General features: G+C 60.8%; 20 protein-coding genes and 1 pseudogene. 8 read left to right on the top strand and 13 right to left on the bottom strand.

The features are described 5' to 3' along the window. Entirely contained in the window at positions 1-693 is a 693-nt protein-coding gene (gene lapG / locus SGN16_RS00880) for a cysteine protease LapG (protein WP_210642281.1), read from the bottom strand. 203 nt (positions 694-896) lie between these two features. Between lapG and SGN16_RS00875 the strand changes: the two genes are divergently transcribed. From SGN16_RS00875 to SGN16_RS00855, 5 genes are all read left to right on the top strand, one after another. After that, on the top strand, positions 897-1589 hold the full coding sequence (locus tag SGN16_RS00875) for a GntR family transcriptional regulator (protein WP_339101962.1): 693 nt from the start codon (positions 897-899) through the stop codon (positions 1587-1589). 686 nt (positions 1590-2275) lie between these two features. Then, positions 2276-3052, top strand: a complete 777-nt coding sequence (locus SGN16_RS00870) for a DUF3050 domain-containing protein (RefSeq protein ID WP_210642279.1) — start codon at positions 2276-2278, stop codon at positions 3050-3052. Beyond that, complete coding sequence (locus tag SGN16_RS00865) at positions 3049-3981, top strand: diiron oxygenase (protein WP_210642278.1); 933 nt, start codon at positions 3049-3051, stop codon at positions 3979-3981. Before SGN16_RS00870 ends, SGN16_RS00865 begins: the two co-directional genes overlap by 4 nt. 10 nt (positions 3982-3991) lie before the next feature. Next, positions 3992-7417 carry a non-ribosomal peptide synthetase gene (locus SGN16_RS00860; RefSeq protein WP_339101961.1) on the top strand — a complete coding sequence of 1142 codons (3426 nt, stop codon included), beginning with the start codon at positions 3992-3994 and terminating at the stop codon, positions 7415-7417. Between the two features lie 30 nt (positions 7418-7447). Beyond that, complete coding sequence (locus SGN16_RS00855) at positions 7448-7912, top strand: SRPBCC family protein (RefSeq protein WP_210642276.1); 465 nt, start codon at positions 7448-7450, stop codon at positions 7910-7912. 288 nt (positions 7913-8200) lie between these two features. On the opposite strand, the gene SGN16_RS00850 is transcribed toward SGN16_RS00855, so the two are convergent. After that, positions 8201-10081, bottom strand: a complete 1881-nt coding sequence (locus tag SGN16_RS00850) for a methyl-accepting chemotaxis protein (protein WP_210642275.1) — start codon at positions 10079-10081, stop codon at positions 8201-8203. Positions 10082-10443: 362 nt separating this feature from the next. Next, positions 10444-11517 carry a fatty acid desaturase gene (locus SGN16_RS00845; RefSeq protein ID WP_210642274.1) on the bottom strand — a complete coding sequence of 358 codons (1074 nt, stop codon included), beginning with the start codon at positions 11515-11517 and terminating at the stop codon, positions 10444-10446. A gap of 100 nt (positions 11518-11617) precedes the next feature. On the opposite strand from SGN16_RS00845, the gene SGN16_RS00840 reads away from it, so the two are divergent. After that, positions 11618-12622, top strand: a complete 1005-nt coding sequence (locus SGN16_RS00840; RefSeq protein ID WP_210642273.1) for an AraC family transcriptional regulator — start codon at positions 11618-11620, stop codon at positions 12620-12622. Between the two features lie 65 nt (positions 12623-12687). On the opposite strand, the gene SGN16_RS00835 is transcribed toward SGN16_RS00840, so the two are convergent. Next, positions 12688-13374, bottom strand: coding sequence for a Crp/Fnr family transcriptional regulator (locus SGN16_RS00835; protein ID WP_210642272.1), 687 nt, complete (start codon positions 13372-13374; stop codon positions 12688-12690). 86 nt (positions 13375-13460) lie between these two features. On the opposite strand from SGN16_RS00835, the gene SGN16_RS00830 reads away from it, so the two are divergent. Further along, on the top strand, positions 13461-13985 hold the full coding sequence (locus tag SGN16_RS00830) for an Mpo1-like protein (protein WP_210642271.1): 525 nt from the start codon (positions 13461-13463) through the stop codon (positions 13983-13985). Positions 13986-14064: 79 nt separating this feature from the next. Here SGN16_RS00830 and SGN16_RS00825 read toward each other — a convergent pair whose 3' ends face one another. The 8 genes from SGN16_RS00825 to oscA form a co-directional block, all read right to left on the bottom strand. Continuing rightward, positions 14065-16287 (bottom strand): GMC family oxidoreductase, encoded by a 2223-nt coding sequence (locus SGN16_RS00825; RefSeq protein ID WP_339101960.1) that lies wholly within the window; start codon positions 16285-16287, stop codon positions 14065-14067. Beyond that, entirely contained in the window at positions 16284-16796 is a 513-nt protein-coding gene (locus tag SGN16_RS00820; RefSeq protein ID WP_210642269.1) for a sorbitol dehydrogenase, read from the bottom strand. Before SGN16_RS00820 ends, SGN16_RS00825 begins: the two co-directional genes overlap by 4 nt. Further along, entirely contained in the window at positions 16786-18147 is a 1362-nt protein-coding gene (locus tag SGN16_RS00815) for a cytochrome C (RefSeq protein WP_246883130.1), read from the bottom strand. The genes SGN16_RS00820 and SGN16_RS00815 overlap by 11 nt, the downstream gene beginning before the upstream one ends. Before the next feature lie 293 nt (positions 18148-18440). After that, complete coding sequence (locus tag SGN16_RS00810) at positions 18441-19430, bottom strand: sulfate ABC transporter ATP-binding protein (protein WP_339101959.1); 990 nt, start codon at positions 19428-19430, stop codon at positions 18441-18443. A gap of 3 nt (positions 19431-19433) precedes the next feature. Beyond that, positions 19434-20303 (bottom strand): sulfate ABC transporter permease subunit CysW, encoded by an 870-nt coding sequence (gene cysW, locus SGN16_RS00805; RefSeq protein ID WP_210642267.1) that lies wholly within the window; start codon positions 20301-20303, stop codon positions 19434-19436. Positions 20304-20315: 12 nt separating this feature from the next. Continuing rightward, on the bottom strand, positions 20316-21134 hold the full coding sequence (gene cysT / locus SGN16_RS00800; RefSeq protein ID WP_013692011.1) for a sulfate ABC transporter permease subunit CysT: 819 nt from the start codon (positions 21132-21134) through the stop codon (positions 20316-20318). Between the two features lie 148 nt (positions 21135-21282). Further along, the gene (locus SGN16_RS00795) at positions 21283-22296 is read right to left on the bottom strand and encodes a sulfate ABC transporter substrate-binding protein (protein ID WP_339101958.1); all 1014 of its coding nucleotides are present in this window, start codon (positions 22294-22296) and stop codon (positions 21283-21285) included. Between the two features lie 136 nt (positions 22297-22432). After that, positions 22433-22615 (bottom strand): sulfur starvation response protein OscA, encoded by a 183-nt coding sequence (gene oscA / locus SGN16_RS00790; protein ID WP_003186967.1) that lies wholly within the window; start codon positions 22613-22615, stop codon positions 22433-22435. 139 nt (positions 22616-22754) lie between these two features. On the opposite strand from oscA, the pseudogene SGN16_RS00785 reads away from it, so the two are divergent. Continuing rightward, a pseudogene (locus SGN16_RS00785) lies at positions 22755-23108 on the top strand (DUF6124 family protein); the annotation flags it as partial. Between the two features lie 239 nt (positions 23109-23347). Here the strand turns inward: SGN16_RS00785 and dibA are convergent. Beyond that, positions 23348-25255: a phosphodiesterase DibA gene (gene dibA, locus SGN16_RS00780; RefSeq protein ID WP_339101957.1), complete on the bottom strand. Its 1908-nt coding sequence runs from the start codon at positions 25253-25255 to the stop codon at positions 23348-23350. Between the last annotated feature and the right edge of the window lie 141 nt (positions 25256-25396).

Raw genomic sequence — 25396 nt, 5'->3', positions numbered from 1 at the left:
CTAGTTAGTCGTCTCGACCGGGAAACCTTCGGCCTGCATTTTCTTCAACACATCCTGCCACCGGGACAGGCGCTTGGTATCACCCACTTTCTTGTTGCCCTTGGCGCCCGGCAGCCACAGCCCTTCGGCATTGAAAGAGTAGACCGGCAGCAGGTCAGTTCGCTGGCTGGCCGGCTGGATGCCGTCGATCAGGCTGTCGAGCACCAGCGGCATAGCCTCGGGCGTGGCGTAATAAGTGAGCACCATGTGCGCACGGTTCTGCCGCAGGGCCTTGACGTAGGTGATACGCAGTTTGTCACTGGAGACCCCGAGATGGCGCAGGCTGAAGTACTTGGCGATGGCATAGTCTTCACAGTCGCCAGCGCCCTTCCATAAGGCCTGGATTGGCGTTTCCCAATAATCGACCTCATGCCACAGGTCAATGTCTTCCACGTAGCGCACCTGCTTGTTGAAGAACAGGTTCACCACCTTGAGCTGCTCGAGCTCTGGAACTTGCTTCTGGGTCGCCAACAGTTGCTGCCAGGCGTCGATCCGTTGTTGCCCTTCGCCCAGTGGCCCATATAAGGCTTGCGCCCGCCTGCTGATCTGCGCAAAGTCCCAGTCGGCCTGCAGGCCGCCCAGCATGAGGCCGGCCAGCAACAATGCCGAACACAGCCAGCGCAAGGACCTGAGAGCAGGGGAAGGTGCAGCCAAGGGAGTGCGTCCGAAAGGGGCCGTTGGAATTTCGTTGGATGGTGAAGCCTGGCCCACTAAAAGACAATGGCAGGGTGCAATCACCGCAGGCAGACTAAACTTTAGTTCAGAAGCCGGGGCCGAGAGACTTTGACGGTTGGGGAATCTGTAACTAACGTTCGCGTGGATCCAATTTTCGTTACTACCAGTCAGGATGCGTTGTCGTGACACAAAAGCCCAAACCACTCAGCACCATCCAGGTCAACGGGCCCATCCCCGCTTCCCAGGCTCGCTCGATCATCGAAGAGTCTCTGCGTGAGGCTATTCTCGACGGACGCCTGCCCTGCGGCACGGCCCTGCGTCAGCAGGAACTGGCCGATCTGTTCGGCGTGAGCCGCATGCCGGTGCGCGAAGCCTTGCGCCAGCTTGAGGCGCAGTCACTGCTCAACGTGGTCCAGCACAAGGGTGCCGTGGTGGCCCCGCTGATCACCAATGATGCTGTCGAAACCTACGCCTTGCGTTCAGTGCTGGAGTCTTTCGCCTTGCGCCTGTCCATTCCACTGCTCGATGACAGCGACCTGACACTGGCAGCCCAGTACATCGAGCAGTTGGAAACAGAAACCGATCACGCCCAGATCGCCAAGCTCAATCGGCTGTTTCACATGTCGCTTTATCACAAGGCACCCAATAGCAAGCTGCTGGACCTGGTGGAGCGCGAGCTCAATGAAGAAGAGCGCTTCTTGCGCTTTCATCTGTCGTCCATGGGACTGGGCAAGCTGACTCAGGACGATCATCACGCGCTGCTTGAAGCCGCGCGCGCCAAAGACGTCGATAACGCCATTACCTTGCTGGAACGCCACCTGGAAAAGGCCTGTGTCACCATGCGTCGGTATCTGGAACAACAATCGGGCCGATGATCCTGCGCCGGCGGTCCCGCCGGCGTAAAAACTTCTTACATATCCTTGCGACCCACTTCTCGCCTACCTGACGCGACCAAACCGTGGCGGCGATGCGGCGCCCCATCAGTTCAATGGCACTGCCATCGATTTGGGCTCACTCTTGCGCTTGTCGATTCAAAAAAAGACCTGAAGAAGTCAGCGCCTGGCGATAGACCAGGCGAATCGAAGCCAATACGCAAGGAGCGTCGCCCACTGGCGGGATGATCGGATGTCCGACCGGTGTCCCTCCCTTAAATCACAAACTTCTTAATCCCCTGATCTCTGAAGTGCTCCGAGTGAGGCATTCACTCGAACTATTCGATTCTGATACCCCTAAATCGGAAGGAGCTTCTTCGCCTGAATAAAACTTATATTAAAAGTTTTAACAGGCCACTTCGCGCCCAATAAATTCACCACTTTAAATAATAAAAAAACTTCTTGCCGCTTACTTGTTTTGTGTATTAGTTTTTTATTCGCCGGGTTGTTATCGACCGTTTCCGTTTTCGGCCAACGCTTCAGAATCAAGCACTACAGGCTGGCGACGCGTACTAAAGGCAAACACTTAAGCTACTTGGGTAATTCATGGATTCCGGTTCAGGCGCCCGCTCGCCTTGATAAATAACGGGCAACTTTCCGGACACAACATCATTGATGAGGACGTTCCAATGCAGCCAACCAAAGAACAACTATCTCTGAAAAAACACGAACTTGGCCAACACCCGGTTTTTTCCGAAATAACATCAATCGATCTGTTACGCCGCTTTATGGAAAGCCATGTGTTTGCCGTGTGGGACTTCATGTCACTGACCAAACGGCTGCAACGGGAACTGACCTGTGTGCACCTGCCCTGGCTGCCGCCGGCAGACCCGCACGCGGCACGCCTGATCAACGAAATTGTCTTGGGCGAGGAATCGGATGACCGCCCTGGAGCAGGCTACTGCAGCCATTTCGAACTGTACCTGGATGCCATGCGCGAGGTCGGTGCCGATACCCGCGCCATCGAGCAATTCATCACCCTGCAAAAGGAAGGCGTCAGCCCCGAGACAGCGCTGGAGAGTGTCGAAGTAGAACCGGCGGCGGCACGCTTCGTCCGCCAGACCCTGCACACCGCCCTGCACGCCCCGGCCCACAGTGTAGCCGCCGCGTTCGTGCACGGTCGCGAGAGTGTCATCCCGCAAATGTTCCAGCGCATGCTGGACGCCTGGGGCATTGGCCTGGACCAGGCGCCGACCTTTCGTTACTACCTGCAGCGGCACATCGAAGTCGATTCCGAGGACCATGGCCCGGCAGCGGAAAAACTGTTGGCCCGACTGATCGATGGCGACCCGCAGCGCGAAACCGAGGTATTGGCCGCCGCCCTCGCCGCCGTCCACAGCCGCGCGGCCCTGTGGGATGGCTTGCGCCAGAGCATGGCCCAACCGGTTGCGCAGGTGACGCCATGAACGCCGTCGAATACCAATCCTTCGCCGACGCCTGGGAAAGCCGCGCCACCATCCGCACCCGACCACGGCGCCGGGTTGAGGACGACGACAAGCTGATCTTCCCCATGAGCCGTCAGCCACTGGTGCACAGCCAGACCTTTCTCAGCCACTGCCCGCAGCTGCGCGACTTTGTGCTGGTGCAGAGCCTCTACAAGTTCATCAACGATGTGGTGATTTTCGAGACGGAACTGGTGGACCACACCGCCCGCCGCATCGCCAAGAACAGCTTCGGCATCGAGTTCCCCTTCGCCTGCCGCTATGACGCGATGACCGTGGTGGTCGACGAGGATTATCACGCGCTGGTGGCGATGGATTTCATGCAGCAGACCATCGACATGACCGGCATCGCCCCGATCCCATTGCCTACGCAGATCGAGCTCAGCCGCGCGATACCCGCGACCCTGGCCCAGGCGCCGGAGCATTTGCTCAGCGCCGTGGAGCTGATCTGCATCGCCATCGCCGAGAACACCGTGACCAACGAAGTGGCGGCTTTCGCCCGGGACGATTCGGTCAAGGCCTCGATCAAGGGACTGATGGCCGACCACTTGCTCGATGAGGGACGACACTCCGGTTTCTGGACCCGGCTGGTGCAGATTTACTGGCGCACCGCGCCCGAAACAGACCGTCAAGTGCTCGCGCAATTGATGCCCGGTTTCATCGCCCAGTACCTGGCGAGCGATCTGCAACAGGCGTTCGATTTCGAGTTGATCGCGCACCTGCCCGTCGACGAATCGGTGCGTCAGTCGTTGCGTGAAGACGCCAGTGCGCTGGCCTATCCCATCAATCGTTTCCATCCGTTGGTGGGCAATATCACGCGCTTTTTGCGCGGCAGCTCAATGCTCGCGTCCCCCTGCGTGCGCGACGCCCTCGCCGATTACTTGACCCCATGAGGACACTTCGATGAGACGCCTCGAAATTGCAGTGTCTGGCGTAAGCCAGGCCATGGTCGAACTGGCTCGGGAACTGGAACTGCACGGCCACGGGGTCGTGGTTCCTGGATCGTCGGCCAGCCACGGTGCCTTGGATTTATTGATTGAAGACGGTACGGTGCCGAACACCCTCCCGGCCCGGATGCACCTTCAGGTGCGCGTGGCCTTGCAGGTTGTGCCCGGCCAGGCATTGCCACAACCGGTGCTGGTTTTTCGCGACGCCGTGCAGCAGCTGTTAAGCCAGGAAGTCATCGCGCCGCAACCCTGCGGCAATGGTCAGTCCTTGCGCCTGCGTACGTTGGCGGCGGTGGTCGAGAACGGCGCACGCCTGGTCAGTCAGTTCTCCCGGGATGAAACCTGCTTCGATCACTGGCCGACGATACAGGCGCAGATGACCGAGCAGCCTTGGCTCGGCCTTGATGCGCTGGAGCCGCTGGCCTTCGAGCACCGCTTCAACCGGCCAGCGGTGCCCTGGCTCTTGGCCGCGGCCGAGGTGCCGGTGATGCATAGCATCGAACAGCGCATGCTCGATGAGGCGACACAAGCGGCCCTATGGGTCGATGGGCAACTCACCGACTACAAAGCCTTGCGCAGCCTGGCGCTGAGGTTGCAGCAGTCGGTGCAGGCCATGCTGCGGGAAGCCTCCGACCACCCGCTGGTGATCGGCGTGTGCCTGCCCAAGTCCGCGCCGCTGTATGCGGCAATCCTGGCAGTACTGGGTTGTGGGGCTGTGTACCTGCCGCTCGACCCGCAGCACCCGGCACAGCGCCGGCGCTTTATCCTGGAGAACGCCAAGGCGGACCTGTTGCTGCATGACGGCAACACCGACCTGGGCGACCTCGTGCTGCCGACGCTGGATGTGCATCGGCTGCCGACGCCCCAGCCCGGCATCCCGGTCTCGCTGATCCGTCGCGTGGTGGACATCGACGAACCGGCCGTGGCGATCTACACCTCCGGCACCACTGGCCAGCCCAAAGGCGTGTTGCTCAGCCATCGCAACCTCAGCCATTTCTGTGCCTGGTACGGCGATTACGTCGGGTTGCAGCGCGACAGTCGGGCGCTGCAGTTTTCCACCATCAACTTTGACGCCTCACTGCTGGATATCCTGCCGACCTTCATCCAGGGCGCGTTGCTGGTGGTCCCCAGCGAAGACCAGCGGCGCGATCCGCAACAACTGGTGGAGCTGATGGGCGCGCAGCAGGTGACCCACGCGTTCCTGCCGCCGGCGCTGCTGAGCGTCATGCCACTGGACGCGCCGATCGGCCTGGCACACCTGATCACCGGTGGTGATGTCTGTGAGCCGTTCGTGATTGAACGGCTGGCACCGCAATGCAAGTTCCACAACATCTACGGGCCGACCGAAACCACGGTATTGGCCACCACCCGGCAGTTCAGCGTCGGCGACAATAACCGCAACCTCGGCGTGCCCATCGCCAATGGCCGGGTACTGATCCTGGACGAACAACTGCAACCCGTACCGCAAGGCACGCCGGGTGAGCTGTACATCGCCGGGCCGGGTGTCGGCCTGGGTTATCTGAACGATCCGGGGCTGACCGCGAACCGCTATCTCAACCTGACGCTGCCCGCCGGGCAAACGCTGCGGGTCTATCGCACCGGCGATATCGGCCAGTGGACCGACAGTGGCATTGAACTGAGCGGACGGCGTGATAACCAGGTGAAGATCCGCGGCTTTCGGGTCGAACCCGAAGAGATCGAGCATTGCCTGCGCGACAGCCAGTTATTTCGCCAAGTCGCGGTGGGCATCGATGAACGGCGGCGGATCCTGGCGTTCCTGGTTCACCCCCGGGAAGACCGGCCGGGCACCGCCCTCCAGGCCCTGCGCGAGCACGTGCAAAACACGCTGCCCAGCTACATGCACCCGGCGGCCTACGTCGAGTTGCCCAGTCTGCCTTACACCAGCAATGGCAAGGTCGACCGTCGAGCCCTGCTCGCCACGGCGGTGCAAGTACAAGTCGGCAGCCAGCGACGCCAGCCGCAGAACGCCCTGGAAAAGCAGTTGCAGCAACTGTGGGCCGAGCTGCTGGAGCTGCCAGTCGAAGACATCGCCACCGACGAGAGCTTCTTCAACCTCGGCGGGCATTCGATCCTGCTGTCGCAATTGCTGCTGGGCATCCGCGAGGCCTTCGGGCGCAGCTTGTCGATCAATCGGTTCATCGAAGCACCCACGCTGATGACCTTGGCGAAGTTGCTGGACGGACCAGAGCAAAGCAGCACCTCGGCCCTCAGCCCCCAGGCCTTCATCGACGCCGAAGCCGAGCTCAACCTCGATCCGCTGCCCATCAGCCAGTGTGGTGATGTACACAAGGTGGTGGTGACCGGCGCCAACAGCTTTCTCGGGGTGCATATCGTCGAGGCGTTGCTGGATTGGGGCGCCACCGAAGTTGCGTGCCTGGTGCGTGCATCCGCGGGGCAAAGCGCGGCCGAGCGCTTTGCCCAGGCCTTGCAGGACAATCGCCTGACCCACCTGGATCTGAGCCGCGTCAGTGTCTACGCCGCCGACATCACCCAGCCGCAATTGGGTTTGCCGGATGACGTCTACACCCGCATCGATCGCACCTTCGGCGCACTGGTGCACAACGCTGCCCACGTCAATCATGTGCTCGACTACGAGTCTTTGGCGCGGGACAACGTTGAGCCGATCTTTGAATGCCTGCGCCTGTGTGAAGGGCGCAGCAAGAAAATCTTCAACTTCGTCTCCACGCTTTCGGCGTCCAGTGCCCTGGATGCCGACGGCCAGGTGCTCGAACAGCCCGCCGCCAAGACACCGCCGATCTACATCAAGAACGGCTACAACCTGTCCAAATGGGTGGGCGAACGAATCCTGCAGCGGGCCCGCGAGCGCGGGGTGTGGGTCAATCTGTTCCGCCCCGGCAACATCAGCTTCAACAGCCTGACCGGGGTTTGCCAGCCCCACAAGAACCGCTTGATGCTGATGCTCAAGGGCTCGATCCAGTTGGGGCAGGTGCCAGACCTGTCCCTCAATTTCGACCTGATGCCGGTGGATTTCCTGGCGCGCTTCATCGCCTTCCACGCCAGCCGCTACCAGCCAACGCAGGCGGTATTCAACCTGCACAACCCCGAGCCGTTGAGCTGGGATGCTTATGTGGCGTCGTTCCGCGACAGCGGCCGGGAGTTTTCCCTGGTGAGCGTCGCCGACTGGCAACAGCAATTGGGCCGGGTAGACGCCGACAACGCGCTGTTCGGCGTGCTGGGCTTCTACCTCAACGGCTTCGAGGAAGACATCGGTGATATCTCGCTGATCAGCCACGACAACGCCCGTGCCGGCGTGCGGCAGATGGGTGCCCGCTACCCGGAGAAATCCCCGGCCCTGCTACGTCGCGGCGCCGACTACCTCAAAGCCATCGATTTCATTTGAACCACCCAACCCAAAGCAAGGAGCAAGACCATGAATGCATTTCAACCCGATACCCTGATCAAGAACCCCCACATCTGCCAGGTCGAAACCTCGGTGGAAGTAGCACGCGATGCGGCGAGCGTCTGGGAAGTGGTGGGTAACTTTGGTGGATTCGATCGATTCATCCCGGCACTGGAGCGTATTGAGATGACCGGCAATGGCGTGAGATCCCTGCGCAAGAAGTTCTTCCGCGATGGCCAGAACCTGGTGGTGGAACAGCTCAATAGCCATGACGATCAGGCCATGCACATGACCTGGACGCTGATCTACAACACTTTGGGCATCGACAACCTCTGGGCAGCGATGCGCGTCGAGCCCCTGACGGACAACCGCTGCCGCGCCACCTGGACCATCATCGCCGACCACACCGACGCCCATACACCGTCGGGGTTCAGGGACTTCCTGCAAGGGTTTGCCGATGAAGCGATGGCGAATGTGCAAGTGATGTTCAAGTAAGCGCCAATGTCCTGTGGGAACGGGCTTGCTCGCGAAAGCGGTGGGTCAGTTGGCAGTGATGTTGGCTGTGCCACCGCCATCGCGAGCAAGCTCGCTCCCACACTGAGCTGAAGTGAACCCAAGATCCAGGCTCACCACCCATCCCCTGTGGAGACAGAGGTGGGCGCGAACCCAGGTCCACCGCCAATCCCCTCTGGAGGCAGAGGTGGACGCCACCGCCAATCCCCTGTGGGAGCGAGCTTGCTCGCGATGGCGGTGGCTCAGCTTGCGGTGATGTCGACTGAGGCCTCAGATCTTGAAGCTGTCCACCAACTGCTTCAACCGATTGGCCTGCTGCGACAACGCATCGCAATCCTTCAGGGTTTCATTGAGGTTGGCCACGCTTTGCTGGTTCAACAGGTTGATGTGGCTGACGTCCATGTTGAGGGTTTCCACCACAGCGGTCTGTTCTTCGGTCGCGGCGGCCACCGACTGGTTCATGCCGTCGATCTCACCGATTCGCTGCGTCACGCTGACCAGCCGCAGACCGGCCTGGTTGGCCACCTCCACACTTTCTTCACTGGAGGCCTGACTCGCGTTCATCGTGGTCACCGCTTCACGGGAACCGACCTGCAGCGAGGTGATCATCTTGTGGATTTCTTCCGCCGACTCCTGGGTGCGATGCGCCAGGTTGCGCACTTCGTCGGCCACCACCGCAAAACCACGTCCGGCTTCACCGGCCCGGGCCGCTTCGATAGCCGCGTTCAAGGCCAACAGGTTGGTTTGCTGGGAAATGCCCTTGATCACATCCAGGATGTGCCCGATGTTGTCGGTGCTGGCGTTCAGGGTTTCGATCTGAGTGCACGAGAGGCTGATTTTCTGCGACAACTCGGTCATCGCGTGAATGGTTTTTTCCACCACCTGACGACCATCATCGGCCTGCTCGCTGGCACCGCTGGCATGTTGCGAGGCATCGGCGGCATTGCGGGCGATTTCCTGGGTCGCGGCGCCCAACTGGTTGATGGCCGCAGCCACGCTATTGGTGCGAGCACTCTGTTCATCCGAGCCGATGAGCGAGGCGTTCGACGACGTCATCACCCGCTGGGACAAATCATGCACCTGTCGTGTGGCGGAAGACACTTCGGAGATCGAAGCGTGAATCCGCTCCACGAACTGGTTGAACGAACCACCCAACACCGCGAATTCATCCTTGCCCTGCACGACCAGACGCCGGGTCAGGTCGCCTTCGCCCTGGGCGATGTCCTGCATGGCGCGCCCCATGGTGGTCAATGGACGCATCAATACTTGGATCAACATGCTCAGCAGTAACGCGATGGCCGCTACCGCGACAAACATCGCAATCAACGCAGACGTACGGAACTGGCTCAACGGTGCGTAGGCTTTTTCCTTGTCGATCGACAGGCCGATGTACCACTCGGCGTTCGGCAAGCCAGTGACCGGGGTAAACGAAAGAATACGGTCCTTCCCGTTCAGCTCAACTTCCTGAGTCCCTTTGCCGATGCGCACCGGCGTACCAGGGTAGATGTCCTTGAGGTTCTTCATCACCTGGTCCTTGTCCGGGCTGACGATCACCTGCCCGTCGCCGCTGATCAGGAACGCATGACCGATACCGCCGAAATCCACCGAGTTGATGATTTTCACCAGGGTTTCCAGGCTCAGGTCGCCGCCCACCACGCCGAGCAGTTCGCCGTTGTGCTTCACCGGCAAAGCGATAGTCACCACCAGGCCGCCGACCGCCGCCAGGTAGGGCGGGGTCAGCATGGTTTTGTCGACGCTGACGGCCTGTTTGTACCAAGGACGTTGGCGCGGATCGTAGCCGTCGGGCATTTTTGCGTCAGGGCGTTGGGTGAAGACGCCGTTGGTCTGGCCCACGTAAGTGAACTGGAAATTCGACGTCAGTGCCGGCTGATCGACAAGCCCCGGCAAGTCGGCACCGGCACCTTGATGCGCGATGTTCTGCGCCAGGTTTTCCAGCACCAGGATCCGGCCACTCATCCAGTTCTGGACGCTGCTGGCCGTCAAGTCACCGGATTGCTCGATGGATGACTCGAGGCTGCGGCCGATGGTATTGCGCTGCAAATAGTCGTTGTAGAGCGTAAAGAGGGCAAAAGCCAGAACCACGACACCGGAGGCGGCAAGAAGGATTTTGTGGCTGAACTTTAGATTCATTTAGTTAGGCTTCTTATGCAGGGAGTGGGGGTGCATTCCGGTTGCAACATTTCATGTAAAAGCGCGAGCAGGCTTTTGACCCGCTCCACTTTGGTGCACGCATACCAATCTGTCGGCACGCCGTTGGAAAAAATTAGGGCTTTATGATGTTGGCCGACGAGAGGAGAAGATTAGACGCTTCCATGGGATGCGTTGGAATGCAGCCGGGAGGCCTGAGGGACTGCCCCAAGGGCGAACGAAGCGTGGCCGCCGAGGTGAGCGGCCGGTTGCAACAATCTGTGGCGAGGGCTTGCTCCCTCGCCACAGGATTCAGATTTGGTTGAAATATCGGGGCTTGCCGAAGAGCTTTTTCAATAGCCGTCTCAAACCCGTACCGTATTCACCTCTTCCGTCACCGGCCCTTTCTCGCCCACAAACCGATTGGCCCGCCCAAACGTCCCAAAATCATTGAACCGCACGCCCATCTCGCGCATCACTTTGTGGGCCACCGGCACCGTGAGTTGGCGGATGTAGAACGGTTCCTTCACCACGAAATGATGGACCCCGTGGCTGCTGCCGAAGTTGAAGCAGAACGCCTGCAACGGCCACAGCCACCACGGGTTGAGCACCTGGGTCTGCTGGATGACGTTGCCCGGCTCGATGTCGCCGTAGTAGTGCATGTTCGAACTGATGAAGTGCAGGCAAAAAGTCCGCAGCACGTTCGGGCCGATGATCACCACTGCGGCGATGTCGATCACCTGCATCGTCGCCAGCGTAGTCGTCGACCAGTCAATCGACGTGCCCAGCAGGCTGGCGACACCGTTGGCCCCATGAAAACCGAGGAACACATACCAGGCGCCCCAGTGCAGCAGCGCCAGCGGGAAGTACACCTTCAGCGTGCGCTTGAGGATGCTGCGCTTGTGCGCCCAGGTCTTGGCCCGCAGCAGGCGGATGAAAGCCGACATCACGTTGTCGCCGACCATCAGCAACCGCGCCAGCCCCCAAGGCTCGCCGTTTGTGATGGCGCGCTCCTCCATGTCGGCCTCGCTGCCGGAGACCTTGTGATGGTTGAGGTGCAGGTGGCGGCGGATCCATGGGTTGATGGTGCTGGGTCGTGCCAGCCACACCAGCCCCATCATCAGGTTGTGAGGCAGGCGCTGCTTGCGAAAGTACATGCTGTGGATCAGGTCATGCTCCAGCTCGTGGGTCAGTGAGGCGAAAAAAGCGTTGAGCAGCAGGCACGCCCACCCGGCCAGATGGCCATTGATGTAGAGCAGCGCCGAACCGATCATCCCGGCCAGGGCGAACGCCAGGATGCCCGCACCCAGTGCATCCTGGTGGCGCAAAATCGGGTAGCGCTGACGCAATTGCTCGCCCCGGGCCAGGACCACTTGGCGAATATGGGCGGCTCGCTGTTGTGCATTCAATCGCTCGGGGCTTGCGCAAGTGCCTTGCATGGCTTACATCCTCTGTTATCGATGTGCTCATCCTGCCGGGCGTTGTCCCCTCGGGTGGTAGCCGTAAACGCCAACCTGTTGACCGCAAGCGCCAATCGTCATGACTGAACCGACCTCCCTCGCCAGCTGGACCCGTGCGCTGCGCAAACAGCTCGATGCGTTGGGCCTGGACAGCCATGCCCTGTGCCTGGAGGCCGGCCTCGACCCGCAGTGGATGGACGATCCGAACGCCCGCTACCCGCTCTCGGGAACCACGCGCCTGTGGGCGTTGGCGGTACAGGCCAGCGGCGACCCGGCGATTGGCTTGCGAGTATCGCGCTTCGTCAGCCCCACCACGTTTCACGCACTGGGCTATGCCCTGGTGGCCAGCGGCAGCCTGCGGGAAGTGTTCGAGCGGATCGTGCGCTATCACCCGGTGGTCAGCGATGCGCTGACGCTGCAACTGAGCCGCGGCGAAGACCGCTACCGCTTCAGTCTCGATGTGCCCCAGGGCCGTCCGGCGCCGGCCTTTGAAGCCATCGATGCGTTCGCCGCGATTTACGTGCGCACCTGTCGCAACCGCCTCGGCCGCGATTACGCGCCGCTGGCGGTGTACCTGCGGCGTCCGGAACCGGCGGACCCCGGCCCCTGGCACAAAGTGTTCCGCTCGCCGGTGTATTTCGGCGCGGCCCAGGATTGCCTGGAGTTCAACCTCACGGATTTCGACAGCCACTTGGACGACGCCAATCCGGAGCTGGCCGAACACAACGAAACGGTGCTCGAGCGCACCCTCGCCCAGCTCAAACCGTTGACCTGGGAACGCAAGGTGCGTGCCGCCATCGAGGCCCAATTGCCCGAAGGCGAACCCAGTGCCGAGCGCATCGCTCAGGCCATGCACCTGAGCCTGCGCAGCCTGCAACGGCACCTGGCCGACGAAGGCTGCCGCTTCGACGCCCTGCTCAACGAGTGCCGGGAAAACCTCGCGCTGCTGCACCTGCGGGATCCACATTGCTCGCTGAGCGAGGTCAGTTATCTGTTGGGGTTTGCCGACACCAGCAGCTTCAGCCGCGCATTCAAGCGCTGGACCGGGATGACGCCGGGGCAGTTTCGGGATGGGTTGCGCTAGGGATTTGCGTTGGTTCGGCCGGCCTTATCGCGAGCAGGCTCGCTCCCACATAGTTCAGGTCGGCTTCAGATCGCAGTCAACGCCCGCAACCGCTCGATGTCGAGGATTTCGATCTCGCCATAACCCAGGTGGAGAATGCCTTGGGCCTGCAGGTCCTTGAGGATCTGGTTGGTGGTCTGGCGCGACAGCGAGAGCATCAACGCCAGTTGTTCCTGGGGCAGTTGCAAGAGCCGGCGCGCCGGTTCGATTTCGCCGTAGCCTTCGGCGATCAGCAACAGGCGGTGGGCCAGGCGCGCCGGGGCGGGCATCAGGCTCAGGTGTTCGAGGTTGATGAAGGTCAGGCGCAGTTTGTGGCTCATCAGCAACGCCAGATGCCGCCAGTAGATCGGTTGTTCTTGCAGGAACGCCAGCAATGGCGCCTGGGGCACGTGCAGCAGCGTACATTGGCCTGCCACAACCGCGTCATGGGTCCGCGGCTGGCCATCGAACAGGCAGATTTCGCCGAACCAGTGGGGGGCTTCCACCACGCTCAACAGCGCTTCCTTGCCCTGCTCGTTCACCGCGCCGATCCGCACCGCACCCTCCAGCACGGCGTACATCCCGCAAGGCGGATCACCGCGCTGAAACAGCCGATGCCCCGGCGGCAGGCGGCGCACCCGCGACAGCCCCAGCAGACTATTCTGTAACTCAACAGGCAAATGGCTGTACCAGTGCCCAGCCATCAGGTGCGCGTGCCAGGGATGCGAACTCATGAAAACTCCGGACAAGTGTCGGCTAACTGACAGAGCGCCTTATAGATCCTGGGCATCATGCAGGCATCACCTCAGGAGGAACAACAATGAAAAGCCTCGTCGATCATCTCAGTCAATACGCCGCCTATCACCGTGACCCACGCAACATCGCCAGCCACTTCATTGGCATTCCGTTGATTTTCGTCGCCGTCGCCGTGTTGTTGTCACGGCCAGGCTGGCAGGTGGGTGCGCTCCTGGTGTCGCCGGCGCTGCTGGTAGCGGTGGCCAGTGCCTGGTTCTATCTGCGCCTGGAGTTGCGCCTGGGGGTGTTGATGACGGTGCTACTGGGCCTGGCAGTATGGCTGGGCCAGATGCTCGCCGCGCAAAGCACCTCGGTGTGGCTGGGCTGTGGCCTGGGGATGTTCGTGGTGGGTTGGGTGATCCAGTTTGTCGGTCACTATTACGAAGGCCGCAAACCGGCGTTTGTCGATGACCTCACCGGGCTGATTGTCGGGCCGTTGTTCGTGGTGGTTGAAGCGGGTTTCCTGCTGGGGCTTCGCGGCGAACTGAAGCGAGCCATTGAAGAACGTGTCGGGCCAGTGGCGTTGCGCAACCAGCGTTCGGCCGCCTGAACACAACGCAATACCCCGCCGCCCCTGTGGGAGCGAGCAAGCTCGCTCCCACAAGAGTTGCATCGTTACCGCTCAAGCGTTACAGCGCACCAAACTCGACCCGTATCGTCAGCGCGCCGGTGTTATCTTTCAAGCCAGACCCGTATTGCCCGGTCAGGTCATCGTTGATGCACAGTTGCAACTCCCCTTGCTCGCTGGCAGGAACCTGCGCCAGATCGCCAACCAGGAACGGCGTCCCACTGTCGCCCACACGACCGATCAAAGCGCCTTCGGCCGCACCGGGCAACGCATAGCTGGCGTAGTCGATGTGCCGCGAACCGCCGTTTCCATCGACGTTGCCGCCCTGCGGACTGGCACACCATAACCCGCTGACGTAGCGCACCAGGCGCGGCACCAGCCCGTTGACCTGCACACCGGTGCCTTGCCAGGCTTTATTGGCCTGGACCTGCATTGTCACCGCCTTCAGGTCATTGGCCACAGTGTCGCCGGCCTGGAACGACAGCGCCGCAATCGTCAGGCTCGGGTTCGAGGTGCCGGTGCTGGGGAAGACGCCATCGCCCACCAGGAACAGGTTCTTGTGGTCCCAACTGCGCTGGTATTTGTCCACCACCGATTTGGTGGGGTCGTCGCCCATGCGATAGGTCCCCATCAGGTGCCCGGCGCCCTGGAAGCTGTAATCGTCGCCTTTGTAGCTGAACGTCCCTTTGCCAATGGGGGCCGTCAGCTCCACGGCACCGAGCAGGTCCTTGATGATGTGGCTCGCCAATATCTTCGCCTGTCTGAAACCTTCCTTGGTGTAATCGGAAAGGTTGTAGTGGATTTCCGGCCGAAGAATGCCGAGCCCGTCCGTGTAGTTATCCGTCGAGGGCACGATGTAGCTGTCGGACTGGTCGGGATGGTCCTCCACCTGTTCCACCAGGAAGCCGATCCGAAACTGGCGAATGAACAGCTCGTTGAGTTTTTTGATCAGTGCCGTGCCGTAAAGCGCTTGAGTGGGTGGCGGCGGTGTCTCTTTCGATGGCAATGGGTTGGTGCGGCTTGTGTTCGCCCCGTCGATAAAATCGGCTACGGTGACGTAAGGATCGCCAACCGGCCAGTTCCAGCCCTCGTTGCCGATTTCAATGCGCCATGCCGCTCGCTGGCTGCGAAAGGCACCGTCACGCAGGCTCTCGATACCGGCGGTGGACACCGGGCCACGGTACGGGAAAACTGTCTTGCCTTCCGGCATCAGCCCCCACGCCAGGTAGATCGGATGGTCGGACAGACTGCGGCCCACCTGCCCGCTACTGTTGGCCACACCTTTAGGCCAGGCCGGGCTCTTGGAGTTGAGTAATAATTTAGGGGTTTCGATGGCATGGGCGGCGATCACATAACGCTGCCCGATGGCCACGCCGTTTCCTGTCTTGGGCCCCTCGCCAAGCTGATATTGAATGAATTCGATGCCATTGATGTTCTTGTCCGGGCCCACAGTCACTTTGCTGGCCACGGTCCGGTACATGACCCGGACCTTACCGGTGGCCAAAGCCTTGTTCATGGTCACGGTCGCGTCGTACTTGGCCTGGATCGGGCAGATCGGTGTGCAGTTGGTATTGCCGGCACACACCCGCCGCCCGGCGTAGGGCTGGGAATTGCGCCCCGCCGGGGTCGGGCTGACCACCAGCGGCAAACCGTCGAACGTCTGCCCGGTCACAGCGCTGACAAAACTGCCGTCAACCAGCGACAGTGGAATGCTGTGCATCGGGAAGGAATAACCTTCGGGAAAGGTCATGCCCAGATAAGCCTGGTCGGCGACATTGGCCGACACACCGATTTCCGCCTCGGCCCGGCAATAGGCACTTTGCAGATCGTCGTAGCCGATCGGCCAGTCCACCCCAACGCCGTACTTGCTCTTCAGGCGAAAATCGTTCGGCACCATGCGCAGGCACGTCCCGACCCAATGCCAGGTCGTCCCGCCGCCCACCCGTTCATAGGTGCTGTTGAAGGGCAACGGGCCTTTCTGCACCAAGTAACTGACCTCTGGTTTGTTCCAACCCAGGATCAGATCGGCGATGGTTGCCCGCGGGGCGTTTTCCCTGGTCGGATCACGCGGCGTATCCAGGGTCGATACCGGAGGATAAGGCGATTCCGGTGTTTTCAGGGTGGCGGTGTAGAAGCGCTCCAGATATTGCGTACGATTGGCCGGGATCTCCGGACCCGATTCGAGCACCAGTACATCCACGCCGGCCATGCCCAACTGATAAGCGATGATGCTGCCGGCCAGTCCTGCACCAACGATGACCACCTCTGCTTGTTCGGTACTCATGACGAAGCTCCTTGCTGCGCGTTGGCGGGTACCCCGGTGTAATCCTCAAGGCTGGGCGGCGTCGTGTTCCAGTAGCCAAAGAACATCTCGCTGTAGCCCATGGGATGAGCCTGGGCGGCTTTCCAGGCCCAGCCATTGATATAGGCCTGGTCGGACACCACGGTCTGCTCATCCTTTTTGAAACTCGCTGCGTCATAGGGTTGGTACCAAACGCCCAACAACCACAGCTTCATGATCGAACGCGCGGCCTTGGCGGTCTGCGTGCCGGCCGGCAGCGCTCCGTCCATCAACACCGCTTGGGCGATCTGATCCGGGGATTGATTATCCCCCGCCAGGTTGGCGTATTGGGTCAGCAATGCACTGAGCACATCAGGCGTGATTCTTGGCGTGATGAATTCAAGAAACAGCGGCGGCAAACCCACCTGGTCGATCTCCGGCGCCAGTCGCTCAGTGGAGATACCGGTCAGGACCGATGAAAGACCTACGAAATTTTCCAGATCACTGCTCATGCTTGACTCCTTGTCCAGCCGTGGACTGCGCGCGTTCGAGCAAATAGGTGAAATCCGCGAAGCTGGTGCGCGGGGATTCGGTGACATGGGTGGCCGCATTGCCATGACACGCCATGCAACTGGAAGACGCCTGGGGCACGGTGCCCTGGATGTAGGTTTCCAGCGTGGCGTTGGCCAGGAACAACGGGGCGGGACTGCCCAGCGGGTTGGCGGCTGATATCTGGCAGTTCGGCTGTGGTGCCGACGGCCACTGGGTACTGATCAATTGATAGTTCGCCCAGACGCTCTGCGGGTTGACCGTGCGCAACAGGGCTTGATAGGTCGCGTTCAGGGTTTTAGTGGCTTCGGTCAGCGGCACTTCGCGCACGATTTGCGAGGGGGTAGCCTTGACCGCCGGGTTCCATGGCCGTGGCGGAGGCTGGTTGATGTCGCTTTTGCTGGCCGCGTTGTAGAACAGATACGGGCCCGTACGCTGGGCAACGGGCGTGGTTTTTTCTGGCACGTTTTTCACATGCTCAAAGGTTGACCAGACCCACTGTGCCGCGCTGGTTGTCTTATGGACCATGTGCAACCCCACCAACCCGACCGGCTCGGACACACACGACTCCTCGACGATCGGTCCATGGCTCGGATCGCTGTTTCCTGGGGTATAGACCAGCGCATCGACGGTGTGAAAATCCTGCCGATTGTCGTTGGGGCCCAGCACTTTCCACGACGCCTTCACCATCAGCGCACCGACCTGTTTTGTCTCGTTGGCGCCGCAGCTGAACGCCACGGTGTTGGTCGGGTTCGCCGCAAAAAACTTCTGCTGGCCTTCGATGCTGTACAGGCCGTTGTCGACGATCCCGTTGAACATCGATTGATTGACCACGATTTCGTTGCGCGTGTAGGTGCCGTTCTGATCCACCAACGGGCCGCTCTCGAAGGGCTGGATAAACTCATCCAGGACATCGGGAACCTTGCCCATCTGCTGCAAGAGGCGACCTGGCTTGAGCGACTTGCAAGCCTCGGGCAGGGTCGCCGGGGCATTCCAGGGCAGCGGTGCCTGGCCCTTGGCCCGGAAGATCTGGTAACTCTCTTTCCAGCTTTCCCACACCGTAGCGCCATCCTGCTTGCCGATGGAGGTGCCGGTATTGGGATCGCCGTTGTCCAGCGCCGGCCAGTTCAAGGCAATGAACGTCTGCCATGACAGGTCATCGAAATTGGCTTGCAGGCTGGGCAGGGAAACCGGTTTGGTAACCGTGACATCGAAGGGTATCTGCGGTGACAACGAGGGGGCGGCGCTGGCAGAGGAGCCCAGCAAGACACTTAACAATGCACAGCCAAACGGGCCATGCCGACTGACTTCCATTCTCATGCTCATCTCCTTGGCATCAGGGCGCCAGGAGATAACATCGGTCCGTCATTGGACTCTCACTTGCCTCCTGGCAAGTCAGAGTCTAGGTAGGGTTTGATTCAAGAACAGGTGCAAAAGTAGAACAGATCGAAGCAAGGCCAAGCGGGGTTATTCAGATTCGGGCCGGGGTGCTGTCGAGGACGCCATCGCGAGCAAGCTCGCTCCCACAAGGATTTTGGGGTGCCCACAAACTTTCAGGTCAACCCCTATCCCCTGTGGGAGCGAGCTTGCTCGCGACGCTTCTGATCTTAGAGGTTGGCGACTTTCTGCCAGACCTTCGGCTTGAAGAACAGCGTCTCGCCCTTCGCCAGGCCCACCAGGCTGTCGTGATCCTTCACCACTTCAGCTTCGATCAGCTCGCTCTGGCCTTCCACCTTCAAGGTCACTCGGGTCGTCGCACCCAATGGGCGGATGTCGCGCACTTCGGCGGCATGGTGATCTTCCAGCTCCGAACGCGACAGCGAGACTTCATGGGGGCGGAACAGCACATGCCGATCCTCGCCCAGGTGCAGGCGGTTCGAGTCGCCGAGGAAGTGATAGACAAAGTCGCTGGCCGGGTTTTCGTAGACGTCGCCCGGTGAGCCGATCTGCTCGATCACTCCCTTGTTCATCACCACGATCCGGTCGGCGACTTCCATGGCTTCTTCCTGGTCGTGGGTCACGAACACGGAAGTCAGGTTGATGTCTTCGTGCAACCGCGCCAACCAGCGGCGCAGTTCCTTGCGGACCTTGGCGTCGAGGGCACCGAAGGGTTCGTCCAGCAACAATACCTTGGGCTCCACCGCCAATGCGCGGGCCAGGGCAATGCGCTGGCGCTGGCCGCCGGAAAGCTGCTCGGGGTAACGGTCGGCGAGCCAGTCCAGTTGCACCATGTTCAACAACTCGTGGACCTTGGTCGCGATCTGGCTTTCGTTCGGGCGCTGGTTCTTGGGCTTCATGCGCAAGCCGAAGGCGACGTTGTCGAACACCGTCATGTGGCGGAACAGGGCGTAGTGCTGGAACACAAAGCCGACGTTGCGATCACGCACGTCGTGGCCGGAAACGTCCTCGCCGTGGAACACGATGTTGCCCTGGTCCGGGGTTTCGAGGCCGGCGATGATCCGCAGCAGAGTGGTCTTGCCGCAGCCCGACGGGCCCAGCAGCGCCACCAGCTCGCCGCTCTGGATGTCCAGGCTGATGTTGTCCAGGGCCTGGAAGGCGTGGAAATTCTTGCTGACGTTACGGACTTCGATCGACATGACTTATTCCTCCGCGGCGCTGGCGCGCAGGCGGTTGATTCGGTTTTCGCTCCACTGCTTGAGCAGCAGGATCAAGAGCGCCAGGATCAGCAACAGGCTCGCCACAGCGAACGCGGCCACGTGGTTGTATTCGTTGTAGAGGATCTCGACGTGCAGCGGCAAGGTGTTGGTCACCCCGCGAATGTGCCCGGACACCACCGACACCGCCCCGAATTCACCCATGGCCCGAGCGGTACACAGCACCACGCCATAGATCAGCCCCCACTTGATGTTCGGCACGGTGATATGCCAGAACATCTGCCAGCCATTGGCCCCCAACAGGCGCGCGGCCTCTTCTTCCTGAGTGCCCTGCTCCTGCATCAGCGGGATCAGCTCCCGGGCCACGAACGGCACGGTGACGAAAATCGTTGCCAGCACGATGCCCGGCAGCGCGAAGACGATCTGGATGTCGTGATCCGACAGCCACGGCCCGAACAGGCCCTGGGCGCCGAACATCAGCACATAGACCAGGCCGGCGATCACTGGCGACACCGAGAACGGCAGGTCGATCAGGGTCACCAGCATGCTCTTGCCACGGAATGAATATTTGCTCACGCACCACGCGGCGCTGACACCGAACACCAGATTCAACGGCACCGAGATCAGCACGGCTATCACCGTGAGCTTCAACGCCGACAGCGCGTCGGGCTCGAAGATCGCGGTAAAGAACGCCCCCAGGCCGAGTTTCAGGCCCTGGGACACCACGATGAACAGCGGTAGCAGCAGGAACAGCGCAAAAATCAGCCAGCCGAGGCCGATCAGGACGCCCCGCGAAGTTGCACTGCCACGGCGAGCGGCGTTGGTGGAGGCCGCGGAAATAGACGATTGGGACATGTTCGCGCCTCCTTATGGGGTTTCGATGCGCCGTTGCAACAGGTTGATCAGCAGCAACAGGACGAAGGACACCACCAGCATCAGCACGCCAATGGAGGTGGCGCCGGTGTAGTCGTATTGGTCGAGCTTGACCATGATCAGCAGCGGCAGGATCTCGGTTTTCATCGGCATGTTGCCGGCGATGAAAATCACCGAGCCGTACTCGCCCACACCACGGGCAAACGCCAGGGCGAAGCCGGTCAACCAGGCCGGCAACAGCGCCGGCACAAGGATGTGGCGGAACACCTGCCACGGCTTGGCGCCGAGGCAAGCGGCGGCCTCTTCGACTTCACGGGGAATATCGGCCAGCACCGGCTGCACCGTGCGCACCACGAAGGGTAGCGTCACGAAGGTCAACGCCAAGGTAATACCCAGCGGTGTATAGGCGATCTTGAATCCCAGGTCGGTGGCGAACTGGCCGACCAGGCCGGTCGGCGCATACAACGCCGTCAGCGCAATACCGGCCACGGCGGTGGGCAGGGCAAACGGCAGGTCGATCATCGCGTCGATGATCTTGCGACCGGGGAAGGTGTAGCGCACCAGCACCCAGGCCAACAGCGTACCGATCACGCCATTGATGATCGCGGCGTACAGCGCGGTGCCGAAACTGAGCTTCAAGGCAGCCAGCACCCGCGGCGCCGAGATGATCGCCCAGAACTGTTCCCAGGTGAGTTGAGCGGCATGCACGAACATCGCCGCCAGCGGTATGAGCACAATCAGACTGAGGTACACCAGGGTGTAGCCCAGCGTCAGCCCGAAGCCGGGTATGACGGGGGATATGCGACGCGACATAAAGGTCCTTGGTTGACTGTGGGAGCGAGCTTGCTCGCGATAGCGGTGCATCAGTCAACATCAATGCAAACTGAACCGACGCCATCGCGAGCAAGCTCGCTCCCACAGGTTTGTGGCTTAACTGACTGGCCCGAAGACAAATCCCAGCTTACTGCGCCTGGTAGATCTGGTCGAACACGCCGCCATCATTGAAGAATTTCGGCTGGGCCGTTTTCCAGCCACCGAAGTCCTTGTCGATGGTTACCAGGTCCAGTTTCGGGAACTGCCGGGAGTACTTGGCGGCCACGTCTTTGTCACGTGGACGATAGAAGTTCTTCGCGGCGATTTCCTGGCCGGCCGGGCTGTACAGGTGCTTGAGGTAGGCTTGGGCGATCTCAAGGTTGCCCTTTTTCTCGGCATTCTTGTCCACCACCGCCACCGGCGGTTCGGCGAGGATCGACAGCGACGGCACGACAATGTCGAACTTGTCCGCGCCGCCGTCTTCTTTCAACGCCAGGAACGCTTCGTTTTCCCAGGCCAGCAACACATCACCCTGACCATTGTTGACGAAGGTAATGGTCGAACCACGGGCGCCGGTGTCGAGGACCGGCACATGCTTGAACAGCGCTTGCACATATTCCTTGGCCTTGGCTTCGTCACCACCGTTGGCCTTGAGGCCATAAGCCCACGCCGCGAGGAAGTTCCAGCGAGCACCGCCGGAGGTCTTCGGGTTCGGGGTGATGACCGACACGTCATTCTTGATCAGATCGCCCCAGTCCTTGATGCCCTTGGGATTGCCCTTACGCACCAGGAACACGATGGTCGAGGTGTACGGTGTGCTGGCGTCCGGCAGGCGTGTTTGCCAGTCCACCGGCAGGGACTTGCCCAGCTTGGCGATTTCGTCGATGTCACCGGCCAGGGCCAGGGTCACTACGTCGGCCCGCAGACCATCGATCACCGCCCGACCTTGTTTGCCCGAGCCGCCATGGGACTGTTGGATCTTCACGTTATCGTCCGGGTGCGCCTTCTTCCAGAAACTGGCGAATTCGGCGTTGTAATCCTGATACAGCTCGCGGGTCGGGTCGTAGGACACGTTGAGCAACTCGTAATCCTTGGCAACCGCGGAACCTGCAAAAACAGCACTGGCCAGGGCGGCCAAGGCATAACGGCGAATTGACGACATGGTGAAAGCTCCTGGAATTCTGGTTTTCTTATGGCTTCTGGAAATCGGGTGGCCGGTAAAAAGATCACAGCCTTCGGCAGCTCCTACGCCAAGCCCCCCTGTAGGAGCTGCCGAAGGCTGCGATCTTTCAGGTTTTTCAAGACGGCTTATGGCTCGGCTGCTGCAACCGGAATTTTTCCTTGCGTTCGATCTGGACCACTTGCGCGTTGTGCACAGTGATTTCCACCGCGCCAAAACGCAGATCGCGCAATGCGCTCTGGATCTCGCGCAAGATGGTTGCTTCGTCCTGGCCGTCAACGCTACGTAGGGATGCGCTCATGCTGCTGCTCCTTGAATGAATGCCTGGCAGTGGGCGGCACTGCTTGCGGCGTGGGAGCAATATTAGATAAGCGCAGATATTCTTAAAAAGACTATTTAAGAATTTTTATATAACCAAAACAACATAAAGTAGCAAACGCCCTCAAAGCGACCACAAATCCCGCGTTCAAGCGCAGGAAGAAAAAAGCTCGATGACGCCGCCACCCGCGCCCTCGACTACTACCTCAACCCCAAGCCCGCCTCACCACCCGAACCCGACAAAAACCAACTCTTCATCGTCTCACCCCACATCGACACCGAAACCCTGCTCGCCAACGCCTCCGAAGACCTCCATCAGCACCATCGCCGCCGACCTGGCTGACGACGTGGACGACTCACGCCGCTGCGTCGCTCTGGCGATCAGTCGCATGGCCGATGGGGGGCAGTTGTTGGTTGAGCGGGCGTTGGATCATTTGGAAACCAAGGAGATGGCGGCCCACAGCGCCAAGGGATAGCGGTTACATTGAGGCAAGCTGAGCCGACGCTATCGCGAGCAAGCTCGCTCCCCCAGTTGGATTGAGGCACGGCCGGAGAGACAGGTCGGCTGTCAGGCCGCCTCGCGGTGGACGTTGGTCTCGGGGCCCCATTAACCACGATGGCCGAACGCAGGCATTGTGGAGTGGGCATCCCGGCATGAATGCCGGGATAGCCGCGCTGGGCCATGGAGGGCCCTTCGCGGCGGGCCCACGGACGATCAAGCAATGAGCGGCGCCCGATCCCAATCCAACTGCGCCGCCGCGACGGGCCGGCCAAACCAGTAGCCCTGCCCCAGCTCACACGCCTGTCCAAGCAGGAAGGCCGCTTGCTCGCGCTGCTCGATGCCCTCGGCCTGCACCTGCATGCCCATGCTATGGGCCAGGGCGACGATCACCCGGACGATCGTCGCGTCATCCTCATCCCACGGCAGCCCCGCGACAAAACCCTGATCGATCTTGAGCTTCTGCACCGGCAAGCGCTTGAGCCGCAGCAAGGACGAATAACCCGTGCCGAAATCGTCGATCGCCAGCCGCACGCCCAACTCCCGCAGGCGATGCATCTGTTCCAGCGCCACCTCCGGGTCTTCCATCACCGCGCTTTCGGTCACTTCCAGCTCCAGGCAAGCCGGGTCCAGGCCTGTGTCGTGCAGCACTCGGGCGACTTGCTCATACAACTCGCGATGGGCGAACAGCCGGCTGGAGACGTTGACCGCGACAAACGACAGCATCACGCCGGCCTGCTGCCACTGGCACATCTGCCGACAGGCCTGGTCCATGACCCAGGCATCGATCTGGGCAATCAGCCCGGTGCGCTCGGCAATAGGAATGAACTCGGCTGGCGAAACCAACCCGCGCTTGGGATGCTCCCAACGCACCAACGCCTCCACACCAATCAGCCGGCTGGTCGCCAGGTCGTGCACCGGCTGGTAATGAACCCGCAGTTCCTGGTGCTGAAGGGCCCGGCGCAGTTCGGAGGCAATCTCGACCCGTTGCTGAGCGTGGGCGGTGAGTTCTTCGGTGTACAAGGCATAGCCGTCGCGCCCGGCGCTCTTGGCCTTGAACAGCGCCGAATCAGCATTGCGCAGCAATTGTCCGGCGCTGAGGGCATCGCCGGGAAACAGACTGATGCCAATGCTGGCGTTGATGAACAGGGTCTGGTGGTCAAGCCGCAATGGCTCCTTGAGGGCGTCGAGGATGCGCCGCGCCAACACAGCTGCCTGCCCGGGCTGCGAACAGTTTTCCACCAGCACGGCAAATTCGTCACCCCCCAAACGGGCCAGGGTCACACCCGGCGCGAAGAGGCCACGAAACCGCTCGGCCACGCCTTTGAGCAGTTCATCGCCGACGTTGTGCCCCAGGCTGTCGTTGATGTTTTTAAAGTGATCCAGGTCCACCAGCAGCAGAGCGCAGCCACGCTTGTGAAGCTGCGCCGACGCCAGGGCCTGTTCCGTGCGATCGGAAAACAGCAAGCGGTTGGGCAGGCCGGTCAACGGATCGTGGTGGGCCAGGTGCGCCAGCTCGTGCTCGGAATCCTTGATTGCGCTGATATCCGAAAACACCGCGACGTAATGGCTGATCTGGTCGTTGTCGTCGCGAATGACACGAATCGTCTGCCACTGAGGGTAGATCTCGCCGCTTTTACGCCGGTTCCAGATCTCGCCGCTCCACTCGCCCAGGCTGTCCAGGGCGGCAAACATGTCACGATAGAAATCCGGCCCATGACGACCGGACTTGAACAGATTGGGTCGCTGGCCCAGCACTTCGTCCCGTCCGTAACCGGTAATTGCAATGAAGGCACGGTTAACGTGCACGATCAGGCCGTTGCGGTCCGTCACCAGCACTCCTTCGCGGGTGCAATCGAAGACGGCGGCGGCCTGGCGCAGGCGCTCACGATCGGCGCTGTGCTCGCCCGGCCCGAAAAACCGGGACATCCGCACTCGGACCAGGAAGATCAACGCGGCGCTGACCAGCACCCAGGCATAACCGTTGATCAGCAACCAGCGAAGTCGATCGGCGGATTGATCGAAGAAACTGCTCAATAAATAACCAACCAGTTGCAGCCAGACGACTGACAGCAAGAGATAAACCAGCGCTGTGCGCAGAGCGATGCGGCGGTAGACAGTCATTCGGCCATCCATGTCCCTATAAAGAGGCGGGAATTATAGAGGAAGAAACATCCTGCCACTCTTATCTGAAAGGCCGACTGGTTTTATCTGTCGGGCCGGTGATAATGCAACGGCAGTTTCTATCTTTATCGAGGGCCCTAC

This window comes from Pseudomonas sp. G166, from assembly GCF_037027455.2.
Classification (GTDB): Bacteria; Pseudomonadota; Gammaproteobacteria; order Pseudomonadales; family Pseudomonadaceae; genus Aquipseudomonas.
This window is presented reverse-complemented; position numbering and strand designations above follow the sequence as displayed.

Bases quoted from the DNA above. Each gene is read 5' to 3' on its own strand.
- SGN16_RS00825 (WP_339101960.1), bottom strand. From the start codon at position 16,287: ATGAGTACCGAACAAGCAGAGGTGGTCATCGTTGGTGCAGGACTGGCC.
- dibA (WP_339101957.1), bottom strand. From the start codon at position 25,255: ATGACTGTCTACCGCCGCATCGCTCTGCGCACAGCGCTGGTTTATCTC.
- oscA (WP_003186967.1), bottom strand. From the start codon at position 22,615: ATGAGCGCATCCCTACGTAGCGTTGACGGCCAGGACGAAGCAACCATC.
- SGN16_RS00830 (WP_210642271.1), top strand. From the start codon at position 13,461: ATGAAAAGCCTCGTCGATCATCTCAGTCAATACGCCGCCTATCACCGT.
- SGN16_RS00850 (WP_210642275.1), bottom strand. From the start codon at position 10,081: ATGAATCTAAAGTTCAGCCACAAAATCCTTCTTGCCGCCTCCGGTGTC.
- SGN16_RS00815 (WP_246883130.1), bottom strand. From the start codon at position 18,147: ATGGAAGTCAGTCGGCATGGCCCGTTTGGCTGTGCATTGTTAAGTGTC.
- SGN16_RS00795 (WP_339101958.1), bottom strand. From the start codon at position 22,296: ATGTCGTCAATTCGCCGTTATGCCTTGGCCGCCCTGGCCAGTGCTGTT.
- SGN16_RS00845 (WP_210642274.1), bottom strand. From the start codon at position 11,517: ATGCAAGGCACTTGCGCAAGCCCCGAGCGATTGAATGCACAACAGCGA.
- cysW (WP_210642267.1), bottom strand. From the start codon at position 20,303: ATGTCCCAATCGTCTATTTCCGCGGCCTCCACCAACGCCGCTCGCCGT.
- SGN16_RS00810 (WP_339101959.1), bottom strand. From the start codon at position 19,430: ATGTCGATCGAAGTCCGTAACGTCAGCAAGAATTTCCACGCCTTCCAG.
- SGN16_RS00860 (WP_339101961.1), top strand. From the start codon at position 3,992: ATGAGACGCCTCGAAATTGCAGTGTCTGGCGTAAGCCAGGCCATGGTC.
- SGN16_RS00840 (WP_210642273.1), top strand. From the start codon at position 11,618: ATGACTGAACCGACCTCCCTCGCCAGCTGGACCCGTGCGCTGCGCAAA.
- SGN16_RS00870 (WP_210642279.1), top strand. From the start codon at position 2,276: ATGCAGCCAACCAAAGAACAACTATCTCTGAAAAAACACGAACTTGGC.
- SGN16_RS00855 (WP_210642276.1), top strand. From the start codon at position 7,448: ATGAATGCATTTCAACCCGATACCCTGATCAAGAACCCCCACATCTGC.
- cysT (WP_013692011.1), bottom strand. From the start codon at position 21,134: ATGTCGCGTCGCATATCCCCCGTCATACCCGGCTTCGGGCTGACGCTG.
- SGN16_RS00865 (WP_210642278.1), top strand. From the start codon at position 3,049: ATGAACGCCGTCGAATACCAATCCTTCGCCGACGCCTGGGAAAGCCGC.
- SGN16_RS00835 (WP_210642272.1), bottom strand. From the start codon at position 13,374: ATGAGTTCGCATCCCTGGCACGCGCACCTGATGGCTGGGCACTGGTAC.
- SGN16_RS00820 (WP_210642269.1), bottom strand. From the start codon at position 16,796: ATGAGCAGTGATCTGGAAAATTTCGTAGGTCTTTCATCGGTCCTGACC.